At 59.5% G+C, this 23804-nt stretch carries 20 protein-coding genes; all 20 read right to left on the minus strand.

The annotated features are described in order from the left end of the window. Positions 1–70: 70 nt before the first annotated feature. A complete protein-coding gene (gene kdsA, locus KVQ82_RS24315; RefSeq protein WP_007954807.1) occupies positions 71–916 on the minus strand; it encodes a 3-deoxy-8-phosphooctulonate synthase in 846 nt (281 codons plus the stop codon). Positions 917–920: 4 nt separating this feature from the next. After that, the gene (locus tag KVQ82_RS24320; RefSeq protein WP_222016301.1) at positions 921–2552 is read right to left on the minus strand and encodes a CTP synthase; all 1632 of its coding nucleotides are present in this window, start codon (positions 2550–2552) and stop codon (positions 921–923) included. A 274-nt stretch (positions 2553–2826) separates the two neighbouring features. Continuing rightward, on the minus strand, positions 2827–4155 hold the full coding sequence (gene tilS / locus KVQ82_RS24325) for a tRNA lysidine(34) synthetase TilS (protein ID WP_222016303.1): 1329 nt from the start codon (positions 4153–4155) through the stop codon (positions 2827–2829). 125 nt (positions 4156–4280) lie between these two features. Continuing rightward, entirely contained in the window at positions 4281–5228 is a 948-nt protein-coding gene (locus tag KVQ82_RS24330; RefSeq protein WP_041072320.1) for an acetyl-CoA carboxylase carboxyltransferase subunit alpha, read from the minus strand. A 139-nt stretch (positions 5229–5367) separates the two neighbouring features. Further along, on the minus strand, positions 5368–8889 hold the full coding sequence (gene dnaE, locus KVQ82_RS24335; RefSeq protein WP_086792161.1) for a DNA polymerase III subunit alpha: 3522 nt from the start codon (positions 8887–8889) through the stop codon (positions 5368–5370). 76 nt (positions 8890–8965) lie between these two features. Beyond that, entirely contained in the window at positions 8966–9592 is a 627-nt protein-coding gene (rnhB, locus tag KVQ82_RS24340) for a ribonuclease HII (RefSeq protein ID WP_025110878.1), read from the minus strand. A gap of 8 nt (positions 9593–9600) precedes the next feature. Then, entirely contained in the window at positions 9601–10731 is a 1131-nt protein-coding gene (lpxB, locus tag KVQ82_RS24345) for a lipid-A-disaccharide synthase (protein WP_222016305.1), read from the minus strand. Between the two features lie 2 nt (positions 10732–10733). Further along, positions 10734–11510, minus strand: coding sequence for an acyl-ACP--UDP-N-acetylglucosamine O-acyltransferase (gene lpxA, locus KVQ82_RS24350; RefSeq protein WP_086792164.1), 777 nt, complete (start codon positions 11508–11510; stop codon positions 10734–10736). Then, positions 11507–11947 carry a 3-hydroxyacyl-ACP dehydratase FabZ gene (gene fabZ, locus KVQ82_RS24355; RefSeq protein ID WP_003222142.1) on the minus strand — a complete coding sequence of 147 codons (441 nt, stop codon included), beginning with the start codon at positions 11945–11947 and terminating at the stop codon, positions 11507–11509. The genes lpxA and fabZ overlap by 4 nt, the downstream gene beginning before the upstream one ends. A gap of 106 nt (positions 11948–12053) precedes the next feature. Continuing rightward, on the minus strand, positions 12054–13109 hold the full coding sequence (lpxD, locus tag KVQ82_RS24360) for a UDP-3-O-(3-hydroxymyristoyl)glucosamine N-acyltransferase (protein ID WP_086792165.1): 1056 nt from the start codon (positions 13107–13109) through the stop codon (positions 12054–12056). A gap of 3 nt (positions 13110–13112) precedes the next feature. Next, positions 13113–13616, minus strand: coding sequence for an OmpH family outer membrane protein (locus KVQ82_RS24365; protein ID WP_003222140.1), 504 nt, complete (start codon positions 13614–13616; stop codon positions 13113–13115). A 45-nt stretch (positions 13617–13661) separates the two neighbouring features. Then, complete coding sequence (gene bamA / locus KVQ82_RS24370; RefSeq protein ID WP_108181821.1) at positions 13662–16037, minus strand: outer membrane protein assembly factor BamA; 2376 nt, start codon at positions 16035–16037, stop codon at positions 13662–13664. Between the two features lie 74 nt (positions 16038–16111). Further along, entirely contained in the window at positions 16112–17464 is a 1353-nt protein-coding gene (rseP, locus tag KVQ82_RS24375; protein WP_108181820.1) for a sigma E protease regulator RseP, read from the minus strand. A 54-nt stretch (positions 17465–17518) separates the two neighbouring features. Next, the gene (gene ispC / locus KVQ82_RS24380) at positions 17519–18709 is read right to left on the minus strand and encodes a 1-deoxy-D-xylulose-5-phosphate reductoisomerase (RefSeq protein WP_222016306.1); all 1191 of its coding nucleotides are present in this window, start codon (positions 18707–18709) and stop codon (positions 17519–17521) included. Continuing rightward, the gene (locus KVQ82_RS24385) at positions 18706–19512 is read right to left on the minus strand and encodes a phosphatidate cytidylyltransferase (protein ID WP_108181818.1); all 807 of its coding nucleotides are present in this window, start codon (positions 19510–19512) and stop codon (positions 18706–18708) included. The genes ispC and KVQ82_RS24385 overlap by 4 nt, the downstream gene beginning before the upstream one ends. Further along, positions 19512–20267 carry a polyprenyl diphosphate synthase gene (gene uppS / locus KVQ82_RS24390; RefSeq protein WP_041072340.1) on the minus strand — a complete coding sequence of 252 codons (756 nt, stop codon included), beginning with the start codon at positions 20265–20267 and terminating at the stop codon, positions 19512–19514. The genes KVQ82_RS24385 and uppS overlap by 1 nt, the downstream gene beginning before the upstream one ends. Before the next feature lie 13 nt (positions 20268–20280). Next, complete coding sequence (gene frr / locus KVQ82_RS24395; RefSeq protein WP_008019552.1) at positions 20281–20838, minus strand: ribosome recycling factor; 558 nt, start codon at positions 20836–20838, stop codon at positions 20281–20283. Next, complete coding sequence (gene pyrH / locus KVQ82_RS24400; protein ID WP_011332683.1) at positions 20835–21578, minus strand: UMP kinase; 744 nt, start codon at positions 21576–21578, stop codon at positions 20835–20837. Before pyrH ends, frr begins: the two co-directional genes overlap by 4 nt. Before the next feature lie 211 nt (positions 21579–21789). Further along, positions 21790–22653 carry a translation elongation factor Ts gene (gene tsf / locus KVQ82_RS24405; protein ID WP_025110889.1) on the minus strand — a complete coding sequence of 288 codons (864 nt, stop codon included), beginning with the start codon at positions 22651–22653 and terminating at the stop codon, positions 21790–21792. A 203-nt stretch (positions 22654–22856) separates the two neighbouring features. Continuing rightward, positions 22857–23594: a 30S ribosomal protein S2 gene (gene rpsB / locus KVQ82_RS24410; RefSeq protein ID WP_003222119.1), complete on the minus strand. Its 738-nt coding sequence runs from the start codon at positions 23592–23594 to the stop codon at positions 22857–22859. Positions 23595–23804: the final 210 nt, after the last annotated feature.

Consider the following 23804-nt stretch of genomic DNA (forward strand, 5'->3'; position numbering starts at 1 on the left):
GCAGACGACAACGCACATGCCCGAGGGCATGTGCGACAAATCGTGCGGTACTTTACCGGAGAAATGAGCGTTACGCGGTTTCTACCGTCGGAAAACTCTTCACCAGTTCGTCCAGGGCTTTGAGCTGGGCCAGGAATGGCTCCAGTTTGTCCAGACGCAAGGCGCAAGGGCCGTCGCATTTGGCGTTGTCCGGATCCGGATGCGCTTCGAGGAACAGACCGGCCAGCGACTGGCTCATGCCCGCCTTGGCCAGATCGGTGACCTGGGCGCGGCGACCGCCGGCGGAGTCGGAACGACCGCCAGGCATTTGCAGCGAGTGGGTCACGTCGAAGAATACCGGGTACTCGAACTGCTTCATGATGCCGAAGCCGAGCATGTCGACCACGAGGTTGTTGTAGCCGAAGCTCGAACCACGCTCGCAGAGGATCAATTGATCGTTACCCGCTTCCACACACTTGTTCAGGATGTGTTTCATTTCCTGAGGCGCGAGGAACTGGGCTTTCTTGATGTTGATCACCGCGTTGGTCTTGGCCATCGCGACGACCAGATCGGTCTGACGCGACAGGAAGGCCGGCAGCTGGATGATGTCGCAGACTTCAGCGACGACCGCGGCCTGATCAGGCTCGTGGACGTCGGTGATGATCGGCACGCCGAAGGCTTGCTTGATGTCCTGGAAGATGCGCATGCCTTCTTCCAGGCCAGGGCCGCGATACGAGGTCACAGAAGAGCGGTTGGCCTTGTCGAAGCTGGCCTTGAACACGTAGGGGATACCGAGTTTCTCGGTGACCTTCACGTACTCCTCGCAAACCTGCATGGCCATGTCGCGGCTTTCCAGCACGTTCATGCCGCCGAACAGCACCATGGGTTTGTCGTTGGCAATCTCGATGTCGCCGACGCGGATGATCTTCTGTGCCATCGGGTTACGCCTTCTTCTGGTGTTGAGCCAACGCTGCTTTTACGAAACCGCTGAACAGCGGGTGACCGTCACGAGGCGTCGAGGTGAACTCCGGGTGGAACTGGCAAGCGACGAACCATGGATGATCCGGCGCTTCGACCACTTCAACCAGCGCGGCGTCAGCGGAGCGACCGGAGATTTTCAGGCCGGCTTCGATGATCTGTGGCAGCAGGTTGGTGTTCACTTCGTAGCGGTGACGGTGACGTTCAACAATCACGTCCTTGCCATAGCAGTCGTGCACCTTGGAGCCGGCTTCGAGCAGGCATTCCTGAGCGCCGAGGCGCATGGTGCCGCCCAGATCGGACGCTTCGGTACGCACTTCAACCGCGCCGGTGGCATCTTCCCACTCGGTGATCAGGCCCACGACCGGATGGCCGCTGGCGCGATCGAACTCGGTGGAGTTGGCGTCTTTCCAGCCCAGCACGTTACGGGCGAACTCGATGACCGCCACTTGCATGCCCAGGCAGATACCCAGGTAAGGAACCTTGTTTTCACGAGCGTACTGAACGGCCGTGATCTTGCCTTCCACGCCGCGCAGACCGAAGCCGCCCGGAACGAGGATCGCGTCAACGCCTTCGAGCAGCGCAGTGCCCTGGTTCTCGATGTCTTCGGAATCGATGTAACGCAGGTTGACCTTGGTACGGTTGGTGATGCCGGCGTGACTCATCGCTTCGATCAGCGACTTGTAGGCGTCCAGCAGCTCCATGTACTTGCCGACCATCGCGATGGTCACTTCGTGCTCTGGATTGAGCTTGGCATCGACGACCTTTTCCCACTCGGACAGGTCGGCGCCATTGCATTGCAGGCCGAAACGCTCGACGACGAAATCGTCCAGACCCTGGGCGTGCAGCACGGCCGGGATCTTGTAGATGGTATCGACGTCTTCCAGGGAGATCACCGCACGCTCTTCAACGTTGGTGAACAGCGCGATCTTGCGACGCGACGACACATCCACCGGATGGTCGGAGCGGCAGATCAGCACGTCAGGCTGCAGGCCGATCGAACGCAGCTCTTTAACCGAGTGCTGGGTTGGCTTGGTCTTGGTCTCGCCAGCGGTGGCGATGTACGGAACCAGGGTCAGGTGCATCAGCATCGCGCGCTTGGAACCGACTTCCACACGCAGTTGACGGATGGCTTCGAGGAACGGTTGCGATTCGATGTCGCCAACGGTACCGCCGATTTCCACCAGGGCCACGTCGGCATCACCGGCACCCTTGATGATGCGACGCTTGATTTCGTCGGTGATGTGCGGAATCACCTGGATGGTTGCACCCAGGTAATCACCACGGCGCTCTTTGCGCAGCACGTGCTCGTAGACACGGCCGGTGGTGAAGTTGTTGTTCTGGGTCATGGTCGTGCGGATGAACCGCTCGTAGTGGCCCAGGTCCAGGTCGGTCTCGGCGCCGTCGTGGGTGACGAACACTTCACCGTGCTGGAACGGGCTCATGGTGCCCGGGTCGACGTTGATGTACGGATCCAGCTTAAGCATGGTGACCTTAAGCCCCCGCGCCTCCAGGATGGCCGCCAATGAAGCCGAGGCAATGCCTTTCCCCAATGAAGAAACAACACCGCCCGTGACGAATATGTAGCGCGTCATGAAAAACCCTAGAAGTCTGCGTTAAAGCGGTACGAGCCGCCGGGGAAAGCGAAGGAAGGCCGAAGCCCCCGATCACCTGCATTAATCACAGTGCACCTTTCAAAAAAACCGCCGCGTTGGGACAGACCGGCAGATGAAACACCGGTACGTTGCTCGCTACACATTTTTTGGAATCGCCCAGCAAAGACTGCTTGGTAATCGGCAACTCCTGCAATTCAGGCGAATCCACAGAAGTTGTATCAAGAAGGGAGCGTAGTCTACCGGAATGCCCCTTTCATCTCAAACCTTGATCTTCGTCTGTTGGCTGCCAATGCAATTTCCAGCCGTCCGCCCCCTGCCCGTCAAGGCCCGGCAGGTTCGCCACGGCGAGCAATTCTGCGCCGCGAAACAGCAGCGGCAATCTGCCACGGACGAAGCCCGGCACCGCGCGCTCATTGAGCAGGCGCTTGAGATCGCGGTGCCCACGATCGGCCAGGTCCATCACTTCGCCGCCCTGTCGATAGCCAATCCGCAACGGCCCGATGGGAGTCTGCCCGCTGAACATGACACGCCCGTTATTCGCCAAGGGTAGCGGCATCGATGGGTCATGCCAGTCAACGCTGACCGCGGGCGCGCGCAGCCAGTCGCCGTTCAACCACCATATCCGACCTGCGCTGCGATGCAGTTCGCCATCGGCCAGACGCCAGACCGGGGATGCATCGCTGGCAGCGCCGCACAGGTCATTCCAACCCGACCAATGGTCAGTGTCGGGCAGGCGGGTCAGCGGTGCGAGCCAGTGGCTGAGTGCATTGCGCTGACGAGCGGCGGACAACTTCGCCAGCGGCGCCAGCTCCAGCGACGGCAGAGCCAGCCATGGAAACCCGCTCGGCGTGGCGGCGTGTGCCAGATCGAGCTGCGCCAGCTCATCGAGCAGGCCTTGCGCCTCACGCAGGTGCGCCGCGCTGCGCGCCATGTTCGCCTGCGCTTGCGGCCAGCGCGCGGTGAGCAGCGGCAGCACCTGATGACGCAAGTAGTTGCGGGAGAACTGCCGGTCTTCGTTCGACGGATCTTCGATCCAGTGCAACTGATGCGCACGGGCGTACGCCTCAAGCTCGGCACGCGTGACATCGAGAAGAGGCCGCAACAGCGTGCCCTGCCCCAACGGCCGCTGCGCCGGCATTGCCGAAAGTCCGCGAACGCCGGCACCGCGCATCAGGCGAAACAACAGGGTTTCGGCCTGATCATCACGGTGTTGCCCGGTCAGCAGCACCTCATCCGCCTCGGTCAGCGAGGTGAACGCCGCATAACGCGCCTCCCGCGCTGCCCGCTCCAGACTGGCGCCGGGTTGTACTGACACCCGAATCACTTGCAAAGAAACGCCCAGCGCATCACAGACCGACTGACAATGTTCCGGCCACGCATCGGCCGCAGCCTGAAGGCCGTGATGGATATGGATGGCGCTGAGCGCCGGCAGGGAATGGTGTCTGGCGAGATGGGCCAGCAGATGCAGCAGGACGGTGGAATCGAGACCACCGGAGAAGGCGATACGCCAGTGAGCGGCATTGCGCCAAGGCTCAAGGCTCGACATAAGTCGCGACGGCAAATCACTCTTCGAAGAATTCATAGAGAGGGTCGCTTAATAAAGAACCCTGTAGGAGCTGCCGCAGGCTGCGATCTTTTGATCTTGATACAGCAAAATCAAAAGATCGCAGCCTGCGGCAGCTCCTACAGGGGTACTGCGCAGTCGAGTTAGAGACCGTAGCTCATCAGACGATCGTAACGACGCTTGAGCAGCGCTTCGTTGTCGAACTTCTTCAGCATCGCCAGCTGCGAGCTCAGCTCGGCGCGGATCGACGCAGCGGCAGCCGCCGGATCACGATGGGCGCCGCCCAGTGGCTCGCCGATCACCTTGTCGACGATACCCAGACCTTTCAGGCGCTCGGCGGTGATGCCCATCGCCTCGGCAGCGTCCGGCGCTTTTTCGGCGGTTTTCCACAGGATCGAAGCACAACCTTCCGGCGAGATCACCGCGTAGGTCGAGTACTGCAGCATGTTCAACTGATCGCAAACACCGATCGCCAACGCACCGCCGGAACCACCTTCACCGATCACGGTGGCGATGATCGGGGTTTTCAGGCGCGCCATCACGCGCAGGTTCCAGGCGATGGCCTCGCTCTGGTTGCGCTCTTCGGCGTCAATACCCGGGTAGGCGCCCGGGGTGTCGATGAAGGTCAGGATCGGCATCTTGAAACGCTCGGCCATTTCCATCAGACGGCAAGCCTTGCGGTAGCCTTCCGGACGCGGCATACCGAAGTTGCGGCGCACCTTCTCGCGCACTTCGCGACCCTTCTGGTGACCGATGACCATCACTGGCTGGTCTTCCAGACGGGCCACGCCACCCACAATGGCGGCGTCGTCGGAGAAGTGACGGTCACCGTGCAGTTCGTCGAACTCGGTGAAGATGTGCTCGATGTAATCAAGGGTGTACGGGCGTTTCGGGTGGCGCGCCAGGCGAGCGATCTGCCAGCTGGTCAGCTTGCCAAAGATGTCTTCGGTCAGCGTGCGGCTCTTGTCCTGCAGGCGGGAGATCTCATCGCCGATATTCAGCGAATTGTCATTACCGACCAAGCGCAACTCTTCGATCTTGGCTTGCAGGTCGGCGATCGGCTGTTCGAAATCTAGAAAATTCGGGTTCATAGGCGTCCGTCTTGGGTCGTGTCCCAAATGAGCTTGGGCCGGCCGGTTGTCTATTCGCGCCCTACCTTAAGGGAGAGGCGCGCTGAGGTCGAGATTAAAAATTCAGGTTGTGGGCAAGCGCAATGATGGCACTTGCCGGTCAACGGTATTGGAGGAAGACGTTGTCTCGCCCGAACTGGTCACGCAGGGCTTGAATCAACGCATCTGCCGGGTCGATTCGCCAGGTCTCGCCGAACTGCAGCAAGGTCTTCGCATCGGGACTGGTGTACTCCATGGTGATCGGGCACGCCCCGCGGTGACGCTTGAGCAGTTCACCCAACCAGCGTAGCTGATCGCCTTTCAAATCCTGAGTGTGCAGCTTCAAGCGCAGGCTTTCGGCCAGATTGGTCCGTGCATCCTCCATGCTCATCACCCGCTTCACCCGCAGGCGCAGGCCGCCGGAGAAGTCGTCGTTGCTGACTTCGCCTTCGACCACCACCATCGCGTCGGTCTGCAACAGCGACTGCGCAGAATGGAACGCATCGGCAAACAGCGAGGCCTCGATCCGTCCCGAGCGGTCATCGAGGGTGATGAAGCCCATCTTGTCGCCCTTTTTGTTCTTCATCACGCGCAGGGCAATGATCATCCCGGCCACGGTTTGCGTGTCGCGAGCCGGTTTCAGGTCGATGATGCGCTGCCGGGCGAAACGGCGAATCTCGCCTTCGTACTCGTCGATCGGATGACCGGTCAGGTACAGGCCCAGAGTGTCTTTCTCACCTTTAAGGCGTTCCTTGAGGGTCAGCTCCTTGGCCTTGCGGTGCGTCGCGTAGACGTCGGCATCTTCCTCGACGAACAGCCCGCCGAACAGGTCGGCATGACCGCTGTCGCGGGTGCGCGCGGTCTGCTCGGCCGACTTGATTGCCTCTTCCATCGCCGCCAGCAGGACGGCGCGGTTGCGGTCGATGTTGGCCTGATAGGCCTTTTGCTCATCGTGGAAGTACGGGCCGAGACGATCCAGCGCACCGCTGCGGATCAAACCGTCCAGCGTGCGTTTGTTGATGCGCTTGAGGTCGACCCGGGCACAGAAGTCGAACAGATCCTTGAATGGACCGGCCTGACGGGCCTCGGTGATCGCTTCCACCGGGCCTTCACCGACACCTTTGATCGCGCCCAGACCGTATACGATGCGGCCTTCGTCGTTCACCGTGAACTTGAACTCCGAAGTGTTCACGTCCGGCGCGTCGAGGCGCAGCTTCATCGTGCGCACTTCCTCGATCAAGGTCACGACCTTGTCGGTGTTGTGCATATCCGCCGAAAGCACCGCCGCCATGAACGGCGCCGGGTAATGGGCTTTCAGCCAAGCGGTCTGGTACGACACCAGGCCGTAAGCGGCGGAGTGGGACTTGTTGAAGCCGTAACCGGCGAATTTCTCCACCAGGTCAAAAATGTTACCGGCCAGATCCGCATCGATATTGTTCGACGCACAACCTTCAATGAAACCGCCGCGCTGCTTGGCCATTTCTTCGGGTTTCTTCTTACCCATCGCCCGACGCAGCATGTCCGCACCACCGAGGGTGTAACCGGCCATGACCTGGGCGATCTGCATCACCTGTTCCTGATACAGGATGATGCCGTACGTCGGCGCCAGTACCGGTTGCAGGCCTTCATACTGGTAATCCGGGTGCGGATAAGCCAATTCGGCGCGACCGTGCTTACGGTTGATGAAGTCATCCACCATGCCCGATTGCAGTGGGCCCGGACGGAACAGGGCCACCAGTGCGATCAAGTCTTCGAGGCAGTCAGGCTTGAGCTTTTTGATCAGCTCTTTCATGCCCCGGGATTCGAGCTGGAACACCGCGGTGGTTTCAGCTTTTTGCAGCAGCTGATAAGTCGGTTTGTCATCCAGCGGGATGAACGCGATGTCCAGCGGCGGCTCGTTGACCTTGGCGCGGTCGCGGTTGATGGTTTTCAGCGCCCAGTCGATGATCGTCAGGGTCCGCAAGCCGAGGAAGTCGAACTTCACCAGACCGGCCGCCTCAACGTCGTCCTTGTCGAACTGGGTCACCAGGCCATCGCCGGCCTCGTCGCAATAGATCGGCGAGAAATCGGTCAGCTTGGTCGGGGCGATTACCACACCACCGGCGTGCTTGCCGACGTTACGCACCACGCCCTCGAGCTTGCGCGCCATCTCCCAGATTTCCGCCGCTTCCTCATCGACCTTGATGAAGTCGCGCAGGATCTCCTCCTGCTCGTAGGCTTTTTCCAGGGTCATGCCGACTTCGAACGGAATCATCTTCGACAGACGATCCGCCAGGCCGAATGACTTGCCCTGGGCTCGCGCCACGTCGCGCACCACCGCCTTGGCGGCCATGGAGCCGAAGGTGATGATCTGGCTTACCGCGTTGCGACCGTATTTCTCGGCCACGTAGTCGATCACCCGGTCACGACCGTCCATGCAGAAGTCGACGTCGAAGTCGGGCATCGAGACCCGTTCCGGGTTAAGGAAACGTTCGAACAGCAGATCGTATTCCAGCGGGTCGAGGTCAGTAATCTTCTGCACATAGGCCACCAGCGATCCGGCACCCGACCCACGGCCCGGGCCCACCGGCACGCCGTTGTTCTTGGCCCACTGGATAAAGTCCATCACGATCAGGAAGTAACCGGGGAAGCCCATCTGGATGATGATATCCAGCTCGAAATTCAGCCGGTCGACGTAGACCTGACGCTTGGCCTCATAGTCTTCGGTGGTGTCCTTGGGCAGCAGTACGCTGAGGCGGTCTTCCAGACCGTCGAACGACACCTTGCGGAAGTATTCGTCGATGGTCATGCCATCGGGAATCGGGTAGTCGGGCAGGAAGTGCTTGCCCAGCTTCACGTCGATATTGCAACGCTTGGCAATCTCGACGGTGTTTTCGATCGCGTCGGGAATGTCACTGAACAGCTCGGCCATTTCCTCGGCGCTTTTCAGGTACTGCTGATCGCTGTAATTCTTCGAGCGCCGCGGATCGTCGAGGGCGCGGCCCTCACCGATGCACACGCGGGTTTCGTGGGCAGCAAAGTCTTCCTGCTTGATGAAGCGCACATCGTTGGTCGCCACCAGCGGCGCGCCGAGCTTGTCGGCCAGGGCCACGGCGCCGTGCAATTGCTCTTCGTCGTTGGGGCGATTGGTGCGCTGGATTTCCAGATAGAAACGGTCAGGGAACACCGCCATCCACTCGCGCGCCAAGGTCTCGGCTTCGGCCGGGTTACCGCCAATCATGGCCATGCCGATCTCGCCTTCCTTCGCGGCGGACAGCATGATCAGGCCTTCGTTGGCCTCGGCGACCCATTCGCGCTCGATGATGATCATGCCGTTACGCTGGCCGTCGATGAAGCCGCGCGAGATCAGCTCGGTGAGATTGCGATAACCCTTGGCGTTCATCACCAACAGACTGATCCGGCTCAATGGCCCGTCCGGATCCTTGTTCGACAGCCACAGGTCGGCGCCGCAGATCGGTTTGATGCCGGCGCCCATGGCGTTTTTATAGAATTTGACCAGGGAACACATGTTGTTCTGATCGGTGACCGCCACGGCCGGCATGTTCATGCCGGTCAGCGCCTTGACCAGTGGCTTGATCCGCACCAGCCCGTCGACCAGGGAGTATTCAGTGTGCAGGCGTAGATGAACGAATGAAGCCGGCATAGTGATCCTGTCCAGTTACATAGAGACAACAAGGCCCGGATTGTACCGGGCCTCGAACAAAACATCAGCCTTGCGCCTAAACCTGCGTCAGACCTTCCAGCGCCTCGTAAGCCTGTCGCACCGGGGCGAACGAGCGCCGGTGAATCGGTGTAGGCCCCAGCCGTGCCAACGCTTCCAGATGAACGGGCGTCGGGTAGCCTTTATGGCCGCCGATGCCGTACCCCGGGTAGATCAATTCGAATGCCGCCATTTCCCGGTCGCGGCTGACTTTGGCCAGAATCGACGCGGCAGCGATGGCCGGCACCTTGCCGTCGCCCTGCACCACCGCTTCGGCGCGCATCGGCAGTTTCGGACAACGATTACCGTCGATCATCGCCAGTTTCGGCTGCACATGCAGCCCGGCCACCGCGCGCTGCATGGCGAGCATGGTCGCGTGCAGAATGTTCAGCTCGTCGATTTCCTCGACTTCGGCGCGGGCGATGCACCAGCTCAGGGATTTCTCGATGATCTCGTCGTAAAGCTTCTCGCGCCGGGCCTCGGTGAGCTTCTTCGAGTCGTTGAGACCAAGGATCGGCCGGTTTGGATCGAGGATCACCGCCGCCGTCACCACCGCGCCGCACAACGGACCACGACCGACTTCGTCGACACCGGCCACCAGTTCTTCGACTTCAGCGACCAATGTGAAATCCAGGCCCATTTGCATCGTCTTGCTCATTGTTTCCGACCGATCAGGTTGAGGACGGCATCCGCCGCCTGATTGGAAGCGTCCCGCCGCAACGTGCGGTGAATCTCGTCGAAGCCCCGGGTCTGCTCTTCGCCGCCGTCGATCAACGGCGACAGGGTCTGGGCCAGCGCCTCGACCGTCGCATCATCCTGCAACAACTCTGGCACCAACAGACGCTGGGCCAACAGGTTGGGCAAGGACACGTACGGGCTCTTGACCATGCGCTTGAGAATCCAGAACGTCAGCGGTGCCAGGCGATACGCAACGACCATCGGCCGCTTGTACAGCAACGCCTCGAGCGTCGCCGTGCCGGAGGCGATCAGCACCGCGTTGCACGCCGCGAGCGCCAGATGGGATTTGCCATCGAGCAGGGTCACCGGCAAGTCTCGGCCCACCAGCAACGCTTCGAGTTGCGCGCGACGCTCGGCATTGGCGCACGGGATGACGAAGCGCAGCCCCGGGCGCATGGCCCGGAGACGCTCGGCCGTATCAAGGAACAGTGCCCCGAGACGGCCGACTTCACCACCGCGACTGCCGGGCATCAACGCCACCAGCGGACCGTCGGACAAACCGAGTTCGGCACGCGCTGCGGTGCGATCGGCCTGCAGCGGAATGGTATCGGCCAGCGTATGACCGACGAACCGCACCGGCACGCCCTTCTCTTCGTAGAATTTTGCTTCAAATGGCAACAGGGTGAGCATCAGATCGCAGCCTTCGCGAATCTTCAGCACACGCTTCTGACGCCATGCCCACACCGACGGGCTGACGTAGTGCACGGTCTTGATCCCGGCCTGACGCAGCTTGAGTTCGATATTGAGGTTGAAATCCGGGGCATCGATGCCGATGAACACGTCCGGCTTCTCGGCGATCAGCGTAGCGATCAGGTCCTTGCGGCGCTTGAGCAACTCGCGCAGCCGACCGAGCACCTCCACGAGCCCCATGACCGACAGGCGCTCCATGGGGAAATACGACGTCAGGCCTTCGGCCTGCATCAACGGACCGCCGACACCGATGAACTCGACTGCCGGATGTTGCGCCTTGAGGGCGCGCATCAGACCGGCGCCCAAAATATCCCCGGAAGCTTCGCCCGCCACCAGCGCAATACGCAGATTGGCCATGATCAGCGGGTGATGCCGCGAGTCGAGGACTGGATCGAATCACGGAACAGCGCGACTTCCGGGAATTGCGCAGCAGGTTCGACCAGTTCGGCCAGCGCTTGCTCCACGGTCAGCCCCTGGCGATACACCGTTTTATAGGCGCGGCGCAGCGCATGAATCGCGTCTTCACTGAAACCGCGGCGGCGCATGCCTTCGAAATTCATGCTGCGCGCTTCGGCGGGGTTGCCGAATACGGTGACGAACGCCGGAACGTCCTTGCCGATGGCAGTGCCCATGCCGGAGAAGCTGTGCGCGCCAATATGGCAATACTGATGAACCAGGGTGAACCCGGACAGGATCGCCCAGTCGTCAACGTGCACATGCCCGGCCAACGCGGTGTTGTTGACCAGAATGCAGTGGTTGCCGATGACGCTGTCATGCCCGATGTGGGCGTAGGCCATGATCAGGTTGTGATCGCCCAGCGTGGTTTCCGAACGGTCCTGCACGGTGCCACGGTGAATGGTCACGCCTTCGCGGATGACGTTGTGGTCACCGATCACCAGACGGGTTTCTTCACCTTTGTACTTCAGATCGGGCGTGTCTTCGCCTACCGAGGAAAACTGGTAGATGCGGTTGTGCTTGCCGATGCGGGTCGGGCCTTTGAGGACCACATGCGGCCCGATCACGGTACCCTCGCCGATTTCCACACCTGCGCCGATGATCGACCACGGGCCGACCTCGACGCCGTCAGCCAGAATGGCCGACGGATCGATGATTGCACGAGGGTCAATCAAACTCATAGCTTGCGTTCCGCACAGATGATTTCAGCCGAGCAGACTGGCTTGCCGTCGACCGAAGCCTGGCATTCGAATTTCCAGATCTGACGCTTGCAGCTGATGAACTTGGCTTCAAGGATCAACTGGTCGCCCGGCAGCACTGGCTGGCGGAAACGCAGTTTGTCGGAACCGACGAAGTAGTACAGGGTGCCGTCGGCCGGTTTTACGTCAAGCATTTTGAAACCGAGGATCCCGGCAGCCTGGGCCATCGCTTCGATGATCAGTACGCCCGGCATGATCGGGTGCGCCGGGAAGTGGCCGTTGAAGAATGGCTCATTGATGCTGACATTCTTGTAGGCGCGAATGCGCTTGCCTTCAGTGTCCAGTTCCACCACCCGGTCCACCAGCAGGAACGGGTAACGGTGAGGCAGGTATTCGCGAATCTCGTTGATGTCCATCATTTCGGGGGGAAGCCTATGTAAAGATTGGGAGCGCGACTGACGCGCACTCCTCTAGCAAATCAAGGAGGCAGTCTAGAGGCTGTGCACACTTGATATGGAAATGGTATCAGCCATCAGATGAAGCATTGCTGCCGGGGGTCACTTCCCCGACGCGCTTTTCCAGCTGCTTCAAACGTCGCGCGAGGTCATCGAGCTGACGGATGCGGGCCGCGCTTTTGCGCCATTCGGCCGCCGGTTGCATGGCTGTGCCGGACGAATAAGCACCCGGCTCGGTAATCGAGTGGGTCACCATGGTCATCCCGGTCAGGAAAACGTTGTCGCAAATATCGATGTGCCCAACCAGGCCGACACCACCGGCGAGCATGCAATGCTTGCCGATTTTGGTGCTGCCGGAGATACCGACACACGCCGCCATGGCGGTGTGATCACCGACCTGGACGTTGTGCGCGATCTGGATCTGGTTGTCGAGTTTCACGCCGTTGCCGATCACGGTATCTGCCAGCGCACCACGGTCGATGGCGGTGTTCACGCCGATCTCGACATCGTCGCCGATGGTCACGCCACCGATCTGGGCGATCTTCTGCCAGATACCTTTCTCGTTGGCAAAACCGAAACCTTCACCACCGAGCACGGCACCGGACTGGATCACTACGCGCTTGCCGATGCGCACGTCGTGGTACAGCGTCACCCGCGGAGCGAGCCAGCCGCCCTCACCGATTTCACTGCGTGCACCGATGACGCAATGGGCGCTCAACGTGACCTGCGCACCGATGCGCGCACCCGCCTCGATCACCACGAACGGACCAATGCTGGCGCTTGGATCAACCACTGCATCCGGCGCAATCACCGCTGTGGGATGAACACCCGCAGTGGCTTTCGGTTTCGGATCGAACAGGTGCGAGATGCGTGCATAAGCCAGGTAAGGATCCGGCACCACCAGTGCGTGACCGGCAAAACCGTCGGCATCAGCCTCCTTGAGCAATAGCGCAGCCGCCTGGGAACTTGCCAGGTATTTGCGATATTGAGGATTTGCCAGAAAGCTCAACTGAGCTGGGCCAGCCTCCTGCAAGGTGGCTAGCCCAGTAATTTGCGTCTCGGGGTCGCCACGCAGGGTGGCGCCGAGGAACTCGGCCAACTGGCCGAGCTTGATAGTCACGGTCATGGGTTACTTCAGCTGATTCATGCGCTCGATAACCTGGCGCGTGATGTCGTACTGAGGTTTGACATCAATCACTGCGCCACGCTCGAACACCAGGTCAAAACCACCTTTCTTGATGACTTCTTCCACTGCGCTATCCAGTTTCGGCTTCAGTTGCTTGAGCATTTCGCGGTCGGCAACTGCCTTGGCTTCGTTCAGTTCCTTGGACTGGAACTGGAAGTCACGGGCCTTTTGCTTGAACTCAAGCTCCAGACGCTCACGCTCGCCCTGCTGCATCTTGTCGCCACCGGCCATCAGACGGTCCTGAATGCCTTTGGCGCTGCTTTCCAGCGTCTTGAGCTTGGTCAGTTGCGGACCGAACTTCTTCTCGGCATCCACCGCGTATTTCTTGGCCGCATCGGATTCCAGCAATGCCATCTGATAGTTCAGAACGGCGATTTTCATGTCGGCGAACGCCGGGCCTGCCACCAGTACGGAGGCCAGGAGAACCAATTGAGTCAACTTACGCACGATGCACTCCTACAAAATCCATTGTCGTTATCTTGGGTCAGACGCTTAGAACGTCTGGCCGAGGGAGAATTGGAACACTTGAGTTTCAGCGTTATCCGGTTTCTTGACCGGCATCGCCAGAGCAAAACTCAGAGGACCCAGTGCGGTGACCCAGGTCACACCCACACCAACGGAACTGGCCATATTGCTCAGGCTGATGTCGTTGCACTTGGTGTTGGACGTCGAGCCATTTGCGTTGGTGGTGTCCTTGCACTGCGAATCGAAAACGTTACCCACGTCCCAGAATACCGAGGTACGCAAGGAGCGTTGATCCTTGACGAACGGCAGCGGGAACAGAACCTCGGCACCGCCCTGGATCAGGACGTTACCACCGAACGGCAGCGGATCCTGGTCAGGGTCAATCGAAGTGCCCGGGTTGGTACCACGACTCGGCGTACTACGAGGACCCAGCGTGCTGTCCTTGAAACCGCGAACCGAGTTGAAACCACCAGCATAGTAGTTTTCATAGAACGGCAAGCCATCGGTCGAACCATAGCCGTCGCCATAACCCAGCTCGGTGTGCAGACGCAGGGTGTAGTTCTCGGTGATCGGCTGGAACAGCTGACCACGGTAGTCGAGTTTGTAGAACGACAGGTCGCTGCCTGGGATCGTGGTTTCCAGTGTCAGGCTCTGGGAACGGCCACGGGTCGGCAATACACCCTTGTTCAGGGTCGACTCGGACCAGCCGGCCGACGCCTTGAAGTTCAGGTACTGATCGCCTTCCTTGTTCACGAAGTCGAAGATCTCGTCAACGGTATACTGACCGGTCTTGATCTTGTCCTGCTGTGCGGACAGACCGAAGGTCAGACGCGAAGTCTCGCTGATCGGATAGCCAACGTTGACGCCGGCACCCAGGCTGTCTACCGCATAGCTGGCTACATCGATGTTGAGATCTTTGTAGTCGGTGGTGCGATAGAACGCGTTGTAACCCAGGCTCACGCCATCGGCGGTCCAGTAGGGGTCAACGTAGCCGAAGTTGTAGCGGCTCTGGTATTCGCTGCGAGTCAGGCCCACGCTCACACGGTTACCGGTACCCAGGAAGTTGTTCTGGGTGATCGAACCACCGAGGATCAGACCGGCGCTCTGGGCGAAACCAACGCTGGCGGTGATCGAACCGGAAGCTTGTTCTTCAACGGCGTAGTTCACGTCCACCTGGTCGTCGACACCCGGTACAGCCGGCGTCTCGACGTTCACTTCCTTGAAGAAGCCCAGACGTTCAAGACGGGTCTTGGACTGGTCGATCAGGTAGGTCGAAGCCCAGCCACCTTCCATCTGACGCATTTCACGACGCAGCACTTCGTCTTCGGACTTGGTGTTGCCACGGAAATTGATACGGTTGACGTAGGCACGCTTGCCCGGATCGACGGCGAACAGGATGTCCACGGTGTGATCGTCGTCATGCGGCTGAGGAACGCCATTGACGTTGGCGAAGGTGTAGCCCTCGTTACCCAGGCGACGAGTGATCAGTTCGGAAGTGGTGGTCATCAGCTTGCGCGAGAACACCTGGCCTTTCTGCACCAGCAACAGCGACTTGACCTGGTCTTCAGGGACTTTCAGGTCACCGCTGAGCTTGACGTCACGTACGGTGTACTTCTCGCCTTCGGTGATGTTGACGGTGATGTAGACGTGCTTCTTGTCCGGGGTGATGGACACCTGGGTCGAAGCGATATCCATGTTGATGTAACCACGGTCCAGGTAGTAGGAACGCAGACGCTCCAGGTCACCGGACAGCTTTTCACGGGCGTACTTGTCATCGTTCTTGAAGAACGACAGCCAGTTGGTGGTTTTCAGCTCGAACAGGTCGATCAGGTCGTCATCAGGGAAGACCGTGTTACCCACCACGTTGATGTGCTGGATCGCGGCCACGGTGCCTTCGTTGATCTTCACTTTCAGCGCCACGCGGTTGCGCGGCTGCGAGACCACTTCGGTATCGACGGTCGCCGAGTAACGGCCCTGGGCAACGTACTGACGCTGCAGCTCGTTACGGACACCTTCGAGGGTGGCGCGCTGGAAGATTTCACCTTCGGACAGACCGGACTGCTTCAGGCCTTTCATCAGGTCTTCGGTAGAGATCGCCTTGTTGCCCTCGATCTCGATACTGGCAACCGACGGACGTTCGACGACCGTGATCACCAGAACGTTGCCTTCGCGGCCCAGCTGGATATCTTGAAAGAAACCGGTTTTGAACAACGCACGAGTGGATTCCACCAGGCGACGATCATCCGCCTGCTCGCCGACGTTCAACGGCAAGGCACCAAAGACGCTACCCGCGGAGACCCGCTGGAGGCCATTGACGCGAATATCAGAGATAGTGAAGGACTCGGCGTGAACTTCGGCGATCATCAATACGGTGAGAACCGCAGTTAGCAGCAGACGTTTCATGAAGTCCTTTCTTATTCCAACTGGCAATAAACAAACTGCCGCAAAATGCGGCAGATTCGCAATTCAGCGAAGCTTTACAGTCGACCCAGATCATTGACCAGAGCAAGCAACATCACTCCGACCACCAAACTGATACCGATCTGCACCCCCCAACCTTGCACCCGATCCGACAAGGGGCGACCACGCACCCACTCAATCAGATAAAACAACAAATGCCCCCCATCCAGTACTGGAATGGGCAGCAAATTCAGAACCCCCAGGCTAATACTCAGATAAGCAAGGAAATTCAGGAAATCAGCAACGCCCGACTGGGCAGAAGCGCCCGCCACTTTAGCAATGGTTATCGGCCCACTCAAGTTTTTTACCGAGAGCTCGCCAAACAGCATTTTCTTCAACGAGTCCAGCGTCAGCACGCTCATGGTCCAGGTACGACGGGCACCCTCGCCAATCGCGGCCAGCGGACCATAACTGACCTCGCGAATCATTTCCGGCGGCCAGTCTACGGCTTTTACGCCTGCACCGAGATAACCGCTCGGCGACTTGCTTTCTCCGCGTGCCGCCAAGGTCACCGGGATGTCGATTTGAGCACCGTCACGCTCAATTTTCAGCATGATTTTGGTATCAGGACGCGTACGAACGGTATCTACCACCTGCTGCCAGTCATTCAACGCCTGACCATCAAGCGCCAGTAGACGATCGCCGGTTTTCAGACCAGCAGCCTGCGCCGGACCTTTTGGATCGAGTTCCGCCAGCACCGGCGGCAAGGCCGGACGCCATGGGCGAATGCCCAGCGAGCGGATTGGATCGGGTTCATCAGCCCCTTTGAGCCAGTGATCCAGCGCCAGTTCGCGCGGCGTATCTGCCGTTGAGCCTTGCTCGCGCACGAGCAATTGCAGGGAACCGCTTTCCCCCAGACGACGGACCAACTGCAAATTGACCGCCGCCCAACCAGACGTCGGCTCGCCATCGATGGCAACGATTTCCTGACCGGCACTCAAACCGGCCCTGGCCGCAATGCTGCCGGACTCGACGGCACCGATCACCGGGCGGATCTGCTCGCTGCCGAGCATGGCCAGCACCCAGAAAAACACCAGGGCCAGCAGGAAGTTGGCAATCGGCCCCGCCGCGACAATGGCGATGCGCTGGCGCACCGATTTACGATTGAAGGATTGATGAAGCTGATCGGCCGGGACTTCGCCTTCACGCTCATCGAGCATCTTGACGTAGCCGCCCAGCGGAATCGCGGCGACGACAAATTCAGTGCCCTGCTTGTCGTGCCAGCGCAACAGGGGCATGCCGAAGCCCACGGAAAAACGCAGAACCTTGACGCCACAGCGACGCGCGACCCAGAAGTGGCCGAATTCGTGAAAGGTGACCAGCACACCCAAAGCGATCAGGGTGCCGGCAATCATATAGAGCGCGCTCATCTACTTTCTCCGCAATCCTGTTCAGTGCCGCGTGACGCCATGGTACTGCAACGGCTATCGGCCGTGACGATTCAGCCACTGCCCGGCCAGAGCCCGCGCTTTCGCGTCTGCGGTAAACACCGCATCCAGATCCCCCAGCGAAACCACTGGTTCGAGGTTCAGCACGTCCTCGATGATACTCGCGATTTCCAGATAACCCACCCGTCCGTCGAGAAACGCGGCGACTGCCACTTCGTTGGCCGCATTGAGCATGGCAGGCGCACTGTTACCCACCTCGGCCGCCTGTCGCGCCAGACGCAAACAAGGGAAACGTTCTTCATCCGGCGCTTCGAAATCCAGGCGCGCAACAGCAAACAGATCCAGCGGCGCCACGCCTGAGTCGATACGCTCGGGCCAGGCCAGTGCATTGGCAATCGGTGTGCGCATGTCAGGGTTGCCCAACTGCGCCAACACTGAGCCATCCACATAGTCGACCAGCGAGTGAATCACACTCTGCGGATGGATCACCACCTCGACCTGCGACGGCTTGGCGTCGAACAGCCAGCAGGCCTCGATCAACTCCAGGCCCTTGTTCATCATGCTGGCCGAGTCCACCGAGATCTTGCGACCCATCGACCAGTTCGGGTGCGCACACGCCTGATCAGGCGAAACGTGCGCCAGCTCGCTCAACGGCGTCTGGCGGAAAGGCCCGCCCGAAGCCGTGAGCAAAATCCGTCGCACGCCGACTGTACTCAGGCCGCGGGCAAAATCCTGCGGCATGCACTGGAAGATCGCGTTGTGCTCGCTGTCGATCGGCAGCAGCACCGAGCCGCTCTTGTGCACGGCTTGCATGAACAGCGCGCCGGACATCACCAACGCCTCTTTATTGGCCAGCAGGATCTTCTTGCCAGCCTCCACCGCCGCCAGCGTCGGGCGCAGGCCCGCGGCGCCGACGATGGCGGCCATCACGGCATCCACTTCAGGCGCGGAAGCGACCTGACACAGGCCCTCCTCCCCCACCAGCACGCGAGTGGACAGACCGGCAGCCCGCAGGTCATCCTGCAAACCGCGCGCCGCTGCCGCTTCCGGCACGACTGCGAATTGCGGCACATGGCGCACGCACAAGGCCAGCAACTCGCTCAGGCGCGTGAAACCGCTCAGGGCGAACACCTGATAACGCTCGGGATGACGCGCGATGACGTCGAGGGTGCTCAGGCCAATCGAACCGGTAGCCCCCAGAACAGTGATCTGTTGAGGACGGCTCACGGTGCAGCCATCCACAGCAATACAGCGAAAATCGGGATCGCAGCGGTCAGGCTGTCGATGCGATCAAGCACGCCGCCATGACCGGGCAGCAGGTTACTGCTGTCCTTGATGCCGGACTGGCGCTTGAACATGCTTTCGGTGAGGTCGCCCACCACCGAAATAAAGACGATCAGCGCAGCACCGACCAGCCCCTTGAGCAGCTCAGCCACCGTCCAGTCGCGAACCAGACCGACGATCGCGGTGATCACCAGACTCAGCGCCAGGCCACCGTAAACGCCTTCCCAGCTTTTGCCCGGACTGACTTGCGGCGCCAGTTTGCGCTTGCCGAAAGCACGACCGGAGAAGTAAGCACCGATGTCGGCACCCCAGACCAACACCATCACCGCCATGATCAGCCAGTTACCCAGTGGGTATTGTTTGATCTGCACCAGCCCCTGCCAGGCCGGCAGCAAGATCAGCAAGCCGATCACCAGTTTGGTGGCTGCGGTGGACCAATGCTCGCTCGAGCGTGGATACGTCAGCACCAGGTAAGTCGCCACCGCCCACCACAATACCGAAGCGCCCAACACCCAAGGGGCAAGACCCGGCAGGACGTACATGACGAACAGCATCAGCGCGACGACAGCGGCAAAGCCGACACGGAACGACTGCGCGGTAAAGCCAGCCAGACGCGCCCATTCCCAGGCACCCAGGCTCACGACCAGACCGATGAACAGCGCAAAACCGGAACCCTCGAGCAGGAAAAAACCGCACAGAGCGATCGGCAGCAGGATCAGCGCAGTGATGATTCGTTGTTTAAGCATTAAACCCGGGCTCCAGCTTCGACCTGTTCGCTCGTTTTACCGAAGCGACGCTGGCGCGAAGCGAAATCGGCCAGCGCAGTGCGCATGGCTTCGTGTTTGAAGTCCGGCCAGAACAGGTCGGAGAAGTACAACTCGGCATACGCCAGTTGCCACAGCAGGAAGTTGCTGATGCGGTGCTCGCCACCGGTACGGATGCACAAGTCCGGCAGCGGCAGGTCGCCGGTCGCCAGACAGGTTTGCAACAGCTCCGGAGTGATGTCTTCCGGACGCAGATGCCCGGCCTGAACCTCACGCGCCAGACGTTGCGCTGCCTGAGCAATATCCCACTGACCGCCGTAGTTGGCGGCGATCTGCAGAATAAAGCGGTTGGCACCCGCGGTCATGGCCTCGGCTTCGCGCATCGCCGCCTGAAGCTCAGGGTGGAAGCGCGAGCGATCACCGATGATGCGCAAGCTGATGTTGTTGTCGTTGAGGCGCTTGGCCTCACGACGCAGGGCCTTGAAGAACAGGTCCATCAAGGCACTGACCTCATCGGCCGGGCGCTGCCAGTTTTCACTGGAAAAGGCGAACAGGGTGAGCACTTCGACCTTGGCCTCGGCGCACACCTCGATTACCGCCCGCACAGCATCCACGCCGGCTTTATGCCCGGCGACACCCGGCATAAAGCGTTTTTTCGCCCAGCGATTATTGCCATCCATGATGATCGCGACATGGCGCGGCACCGCGGACGGCGCAGACTGCTTGGTCTTTTCCATTGAAACGCGACCCTTATACGGCCATCAGGTCTTTTTCTTTCTCTGCCAGCTTCGCGTCGATTTCAGCCACGAATTTCTTGGTCAGATCGTCGATCTCGCCAGTCGCGCGACGCTCTTCGTCTTCACTGATCTCTTTTTCCTTGACCAGATCCTTCAGCGAGCTGTTCGCGTCACGACGAATGTTGCGCACGGCAACACGCGCGTCCTCAGCAACGTCACGCGCTTGCTTGGTGAAGCCACGACGGGTTTCTTCGGTCAGGGCCGGCATGCTGATGAGCAGCAACTCGCCGAGGTTGGTCGGGTTCAGGTTCAGACCTGCACTGCCGATCGCCTTGTCGACGGCGCCCAGCATGTTGCGTTCGAACGCAACGACTTGCAGGGTACGGGCGTCTTTGACGGTGATGTTGGCCACTTGCTTGATCGGGGTGTCAGCGCCGTAGTACGGCACCATCACGCCTTCCAGGATGCTTGGGTGCGCCTGACCGGTACGGATGCGACCGAAGTTGTGGGACAGCGATTCCACCGACTTCTGCATGCGCTCTTTGGCGTCTTTCTTGATTTCGTTGATCATTGTTGAACTTCCTCGATCAGGGTTCCTTCAGCGCCGCCATGTACGATGTTCAGCAGGGCGCCAGGCTTGTTCATGTTGAATACGCGCAGCGGCATCTTGTGATCGCGGCACAGGCAAATAGCTGTCAGATCCATTACACCCAGCTTGCGATCCAGCACTTCATCATATGTCAGATGATCGAACTTCTCGGCATGCGGATCCTTGAATGGGTCGGCAGTGTAGACGCCATCGACCTTGGTCGCTTTCAGCACGACGTCGGCATCGATTTCGATGGCTCGCAGGCAGGCTGCCGAATCCGTGGTAAAGAACGGATTGCCGGTACCGGCCGCGAAAATTACCACGTCCTTGGAGTTCAGGTGGCGCATGGCTTTGCGGCGATCATAGTGATCGGTCACGCCAACCATGGAAATGGCAGACATCACGATGGCCGAGATATTGGCACGTTCCAGCGCGTCGCGCATGGCCAGGGCGTTCATCACAGTGGCCAGCATGCCCATGTGGTCGCCTGTCACCCGATCCATGCCGGCCTTGCTCAAGGCCTCGCCACGAAACAGGTTGCCACCGCCGATCACCAGACCGACCTGCACGCCGATGCCGACCAGCTGGCCGACTTCCAGCGCCATCCGATCCAGCACTTTTGGATCGATCCCGAACTCTTCCGAGCCCATCAGGGCCTCGCCGCTAAGCTTGAGTAGAATGCGTTTATAGCGAGCCTGATAACCACTGCCCTGCTGAGCCATTGCGAATCTCTCCTGCGGCGTATTTAAAAAATTCTGTGCAAGCTGTTTTACAGCTGCCGTTCACTCTAGCTTGGCGCTGCTTCAGCGCCATCGGAACCTGGCTTTGTAAGTCAGTTCCCAGTGGAAACCAATTAAAAATTGGTAACCCATCTGAAAAGAGGCTGCGCGCGTGAGCGGGCAGCCTCTTTCGGGCGACAGTTGAAAAACCGTCTTATTGCTTGGCGGCAGCCAGCTGGGCAGCAACTTCTTCAGCGAAGTTGTCGACCGGCTTCTCGATGCCTTCGCCTACTTTGAAGTAAGTGAAGGAAACGATTTCTGCGCCGCCTTTCTTGGCCAGCTCGCCAACCTTGATTTCAGGGTTCTTGACGAACGCCTGCTCAACCAGGCTCGCTTCCGCCAGGAACTTGCTGATACGGCCTTTGACCATGTTCTCAACAATGTTTTCCGGCTTGCCTTTGATCTTCTCTTCGTTCAGCTGCAGGAACACAGCTTTTTCACGCTCGATCGCTTCAGCCGAAACCTGCGAAGGCAGCAGGAACTCAGGGTTGCTTGCAGCTACGTGCATCGCGATGTCTTTGGCCAGCTCGACGTCGCCGCCTTTCAGAGCCACAACAACACCGATCTTGTTGCCGTGCAGGTAGGAACCTACAACGTCACCTTCGATACGGGTCAGACGACGGATGTTGACGTTTTCGCCTACTTTGGCAACCAGTGCTTCGCGAGCGGCTTCTTGAGCAGCGATCAGCGGAGCAGCGTCGGTCAGCTTGTCAGCGAAGGCTTTTTCTACGCTGGCAGCAACAAAGTTTTTGAAGTCGTCTTGCAGAGCCAGGAAGTCGGTCTGCGAGTTCACTTCCAGGATAACGGCAGCTTTACCGTCGTCCTTGATTGCGATTGCGCCTTCAGCGGCAACGTTGCCAGCCTTTTTCGCAGCCTTGATCGCGCCCGAAGCACGCATGTCATCAATGGCTTTTTCGATGTCGCCGTCAGCCTTTTCCAGGGCTTTCTTGCAGTCCATCATGCCTTCGCCGGTACGCTCGCGCAGTTCTTTAACCAACGCTGCAGTAATTGCTGCCATTTTCAAATTCCTCTTGGATAGGTTTTCAACCATTCCACCCGATCGAACGGGCGTTCAATTCTTCCCGAAACACCTTGTAGCTGCTGCACGTTACAAATGCAGGAGGTGCGCTGCCACACGTGGGCGCCAACAAACGGTTTTCGAGGTGGCAAAAAGGGGGCCAAGCCCCCTTTTTGCTTACTGAGCCAACGCCAGGGCGTCGATTACTCAGCTGCAGCCTGAGTTTCTTCAGCTGCGAATTCAACAGTGCCGCCAGCAACATTGTTGCGACCACGGATCACTGCGTCAGCCATCGAACCCATGTACAGCTGGATAGCGCGGATTGCGTCATCGTTGCCTGGGATGATGTAGTCAACGCCTTCCGGGCTGCTGTTGGTATCGACAACGCCGATGACCGGGATGCCCAGCTTGTTGGCTTCGGTGATCGCGATGCGCTCGTGGTCAACGTCGATCACGAACAGTGCGTCTGGCAGACCGCCCATGTCCTTGATGCCGCCCAGGGAGCGATCCAGCTTTTCCAGGTCACGGGAGCGCATCAGCGCTTCTTTCTTGGTCAGCTTGGCGAAAGTACCGTCTTCGGCTTGAACTTCAAGGTCACGCAGACGCTTGATGGAAGCACGAATGGTTTTGAAGTTGGTCAGCATGCCGCCCAACCAGCGGTGGTCGACGTACGGCGAACCGCAACGTGCTGCTTCTTCAGCAACGATCTTGCCAGCGGAACGCTTGGTGCCGACGAACAGAATCTTGTTTTTGCCCTGGGCCAGACGCTCTACGAAAGTCAGAGCTTCGTTGAACATTGGCAGGGTTTTTTCAAGGTTGATGATGTGAATCTTGTTACGCGCGCCGAAAATGTACTTACCCATTTTCGGATTCCAGTAACGGGTTTGGTGACCGAAGTGCACACCGGCCTTCAGCATATCGCGCATGTTGACTTGGGACATGATAGTTCCTTAATAAGTCGGGTTTGGCCTCCACGTATCCCAATGACCAACCAGTGGCATAAAGCCAAAAGCACCCAGGTCATCGTGTCGACACGTGTGTGGATTTAAGCTTCTCGGGGCATCCCCGGAAAGCGGCGCATTTTATACCACAAGGTGCACAGAAACGGAACCCGGAATCTGTATTCGCACCAGAGACATGGGCGCAGCCCC

This window comes from Pseudomonas sp. AO-1, from assembly GCF_019775695.1.
In the GTDB taxonomy this organism is placed as follows: Bacteria; Pseudomonadota; Gammaproteobacteria; order Pseudomonadales; family Pseudomonadaceae; genus Aquipseudomonas; species Aquipseudomonas parakoreensis.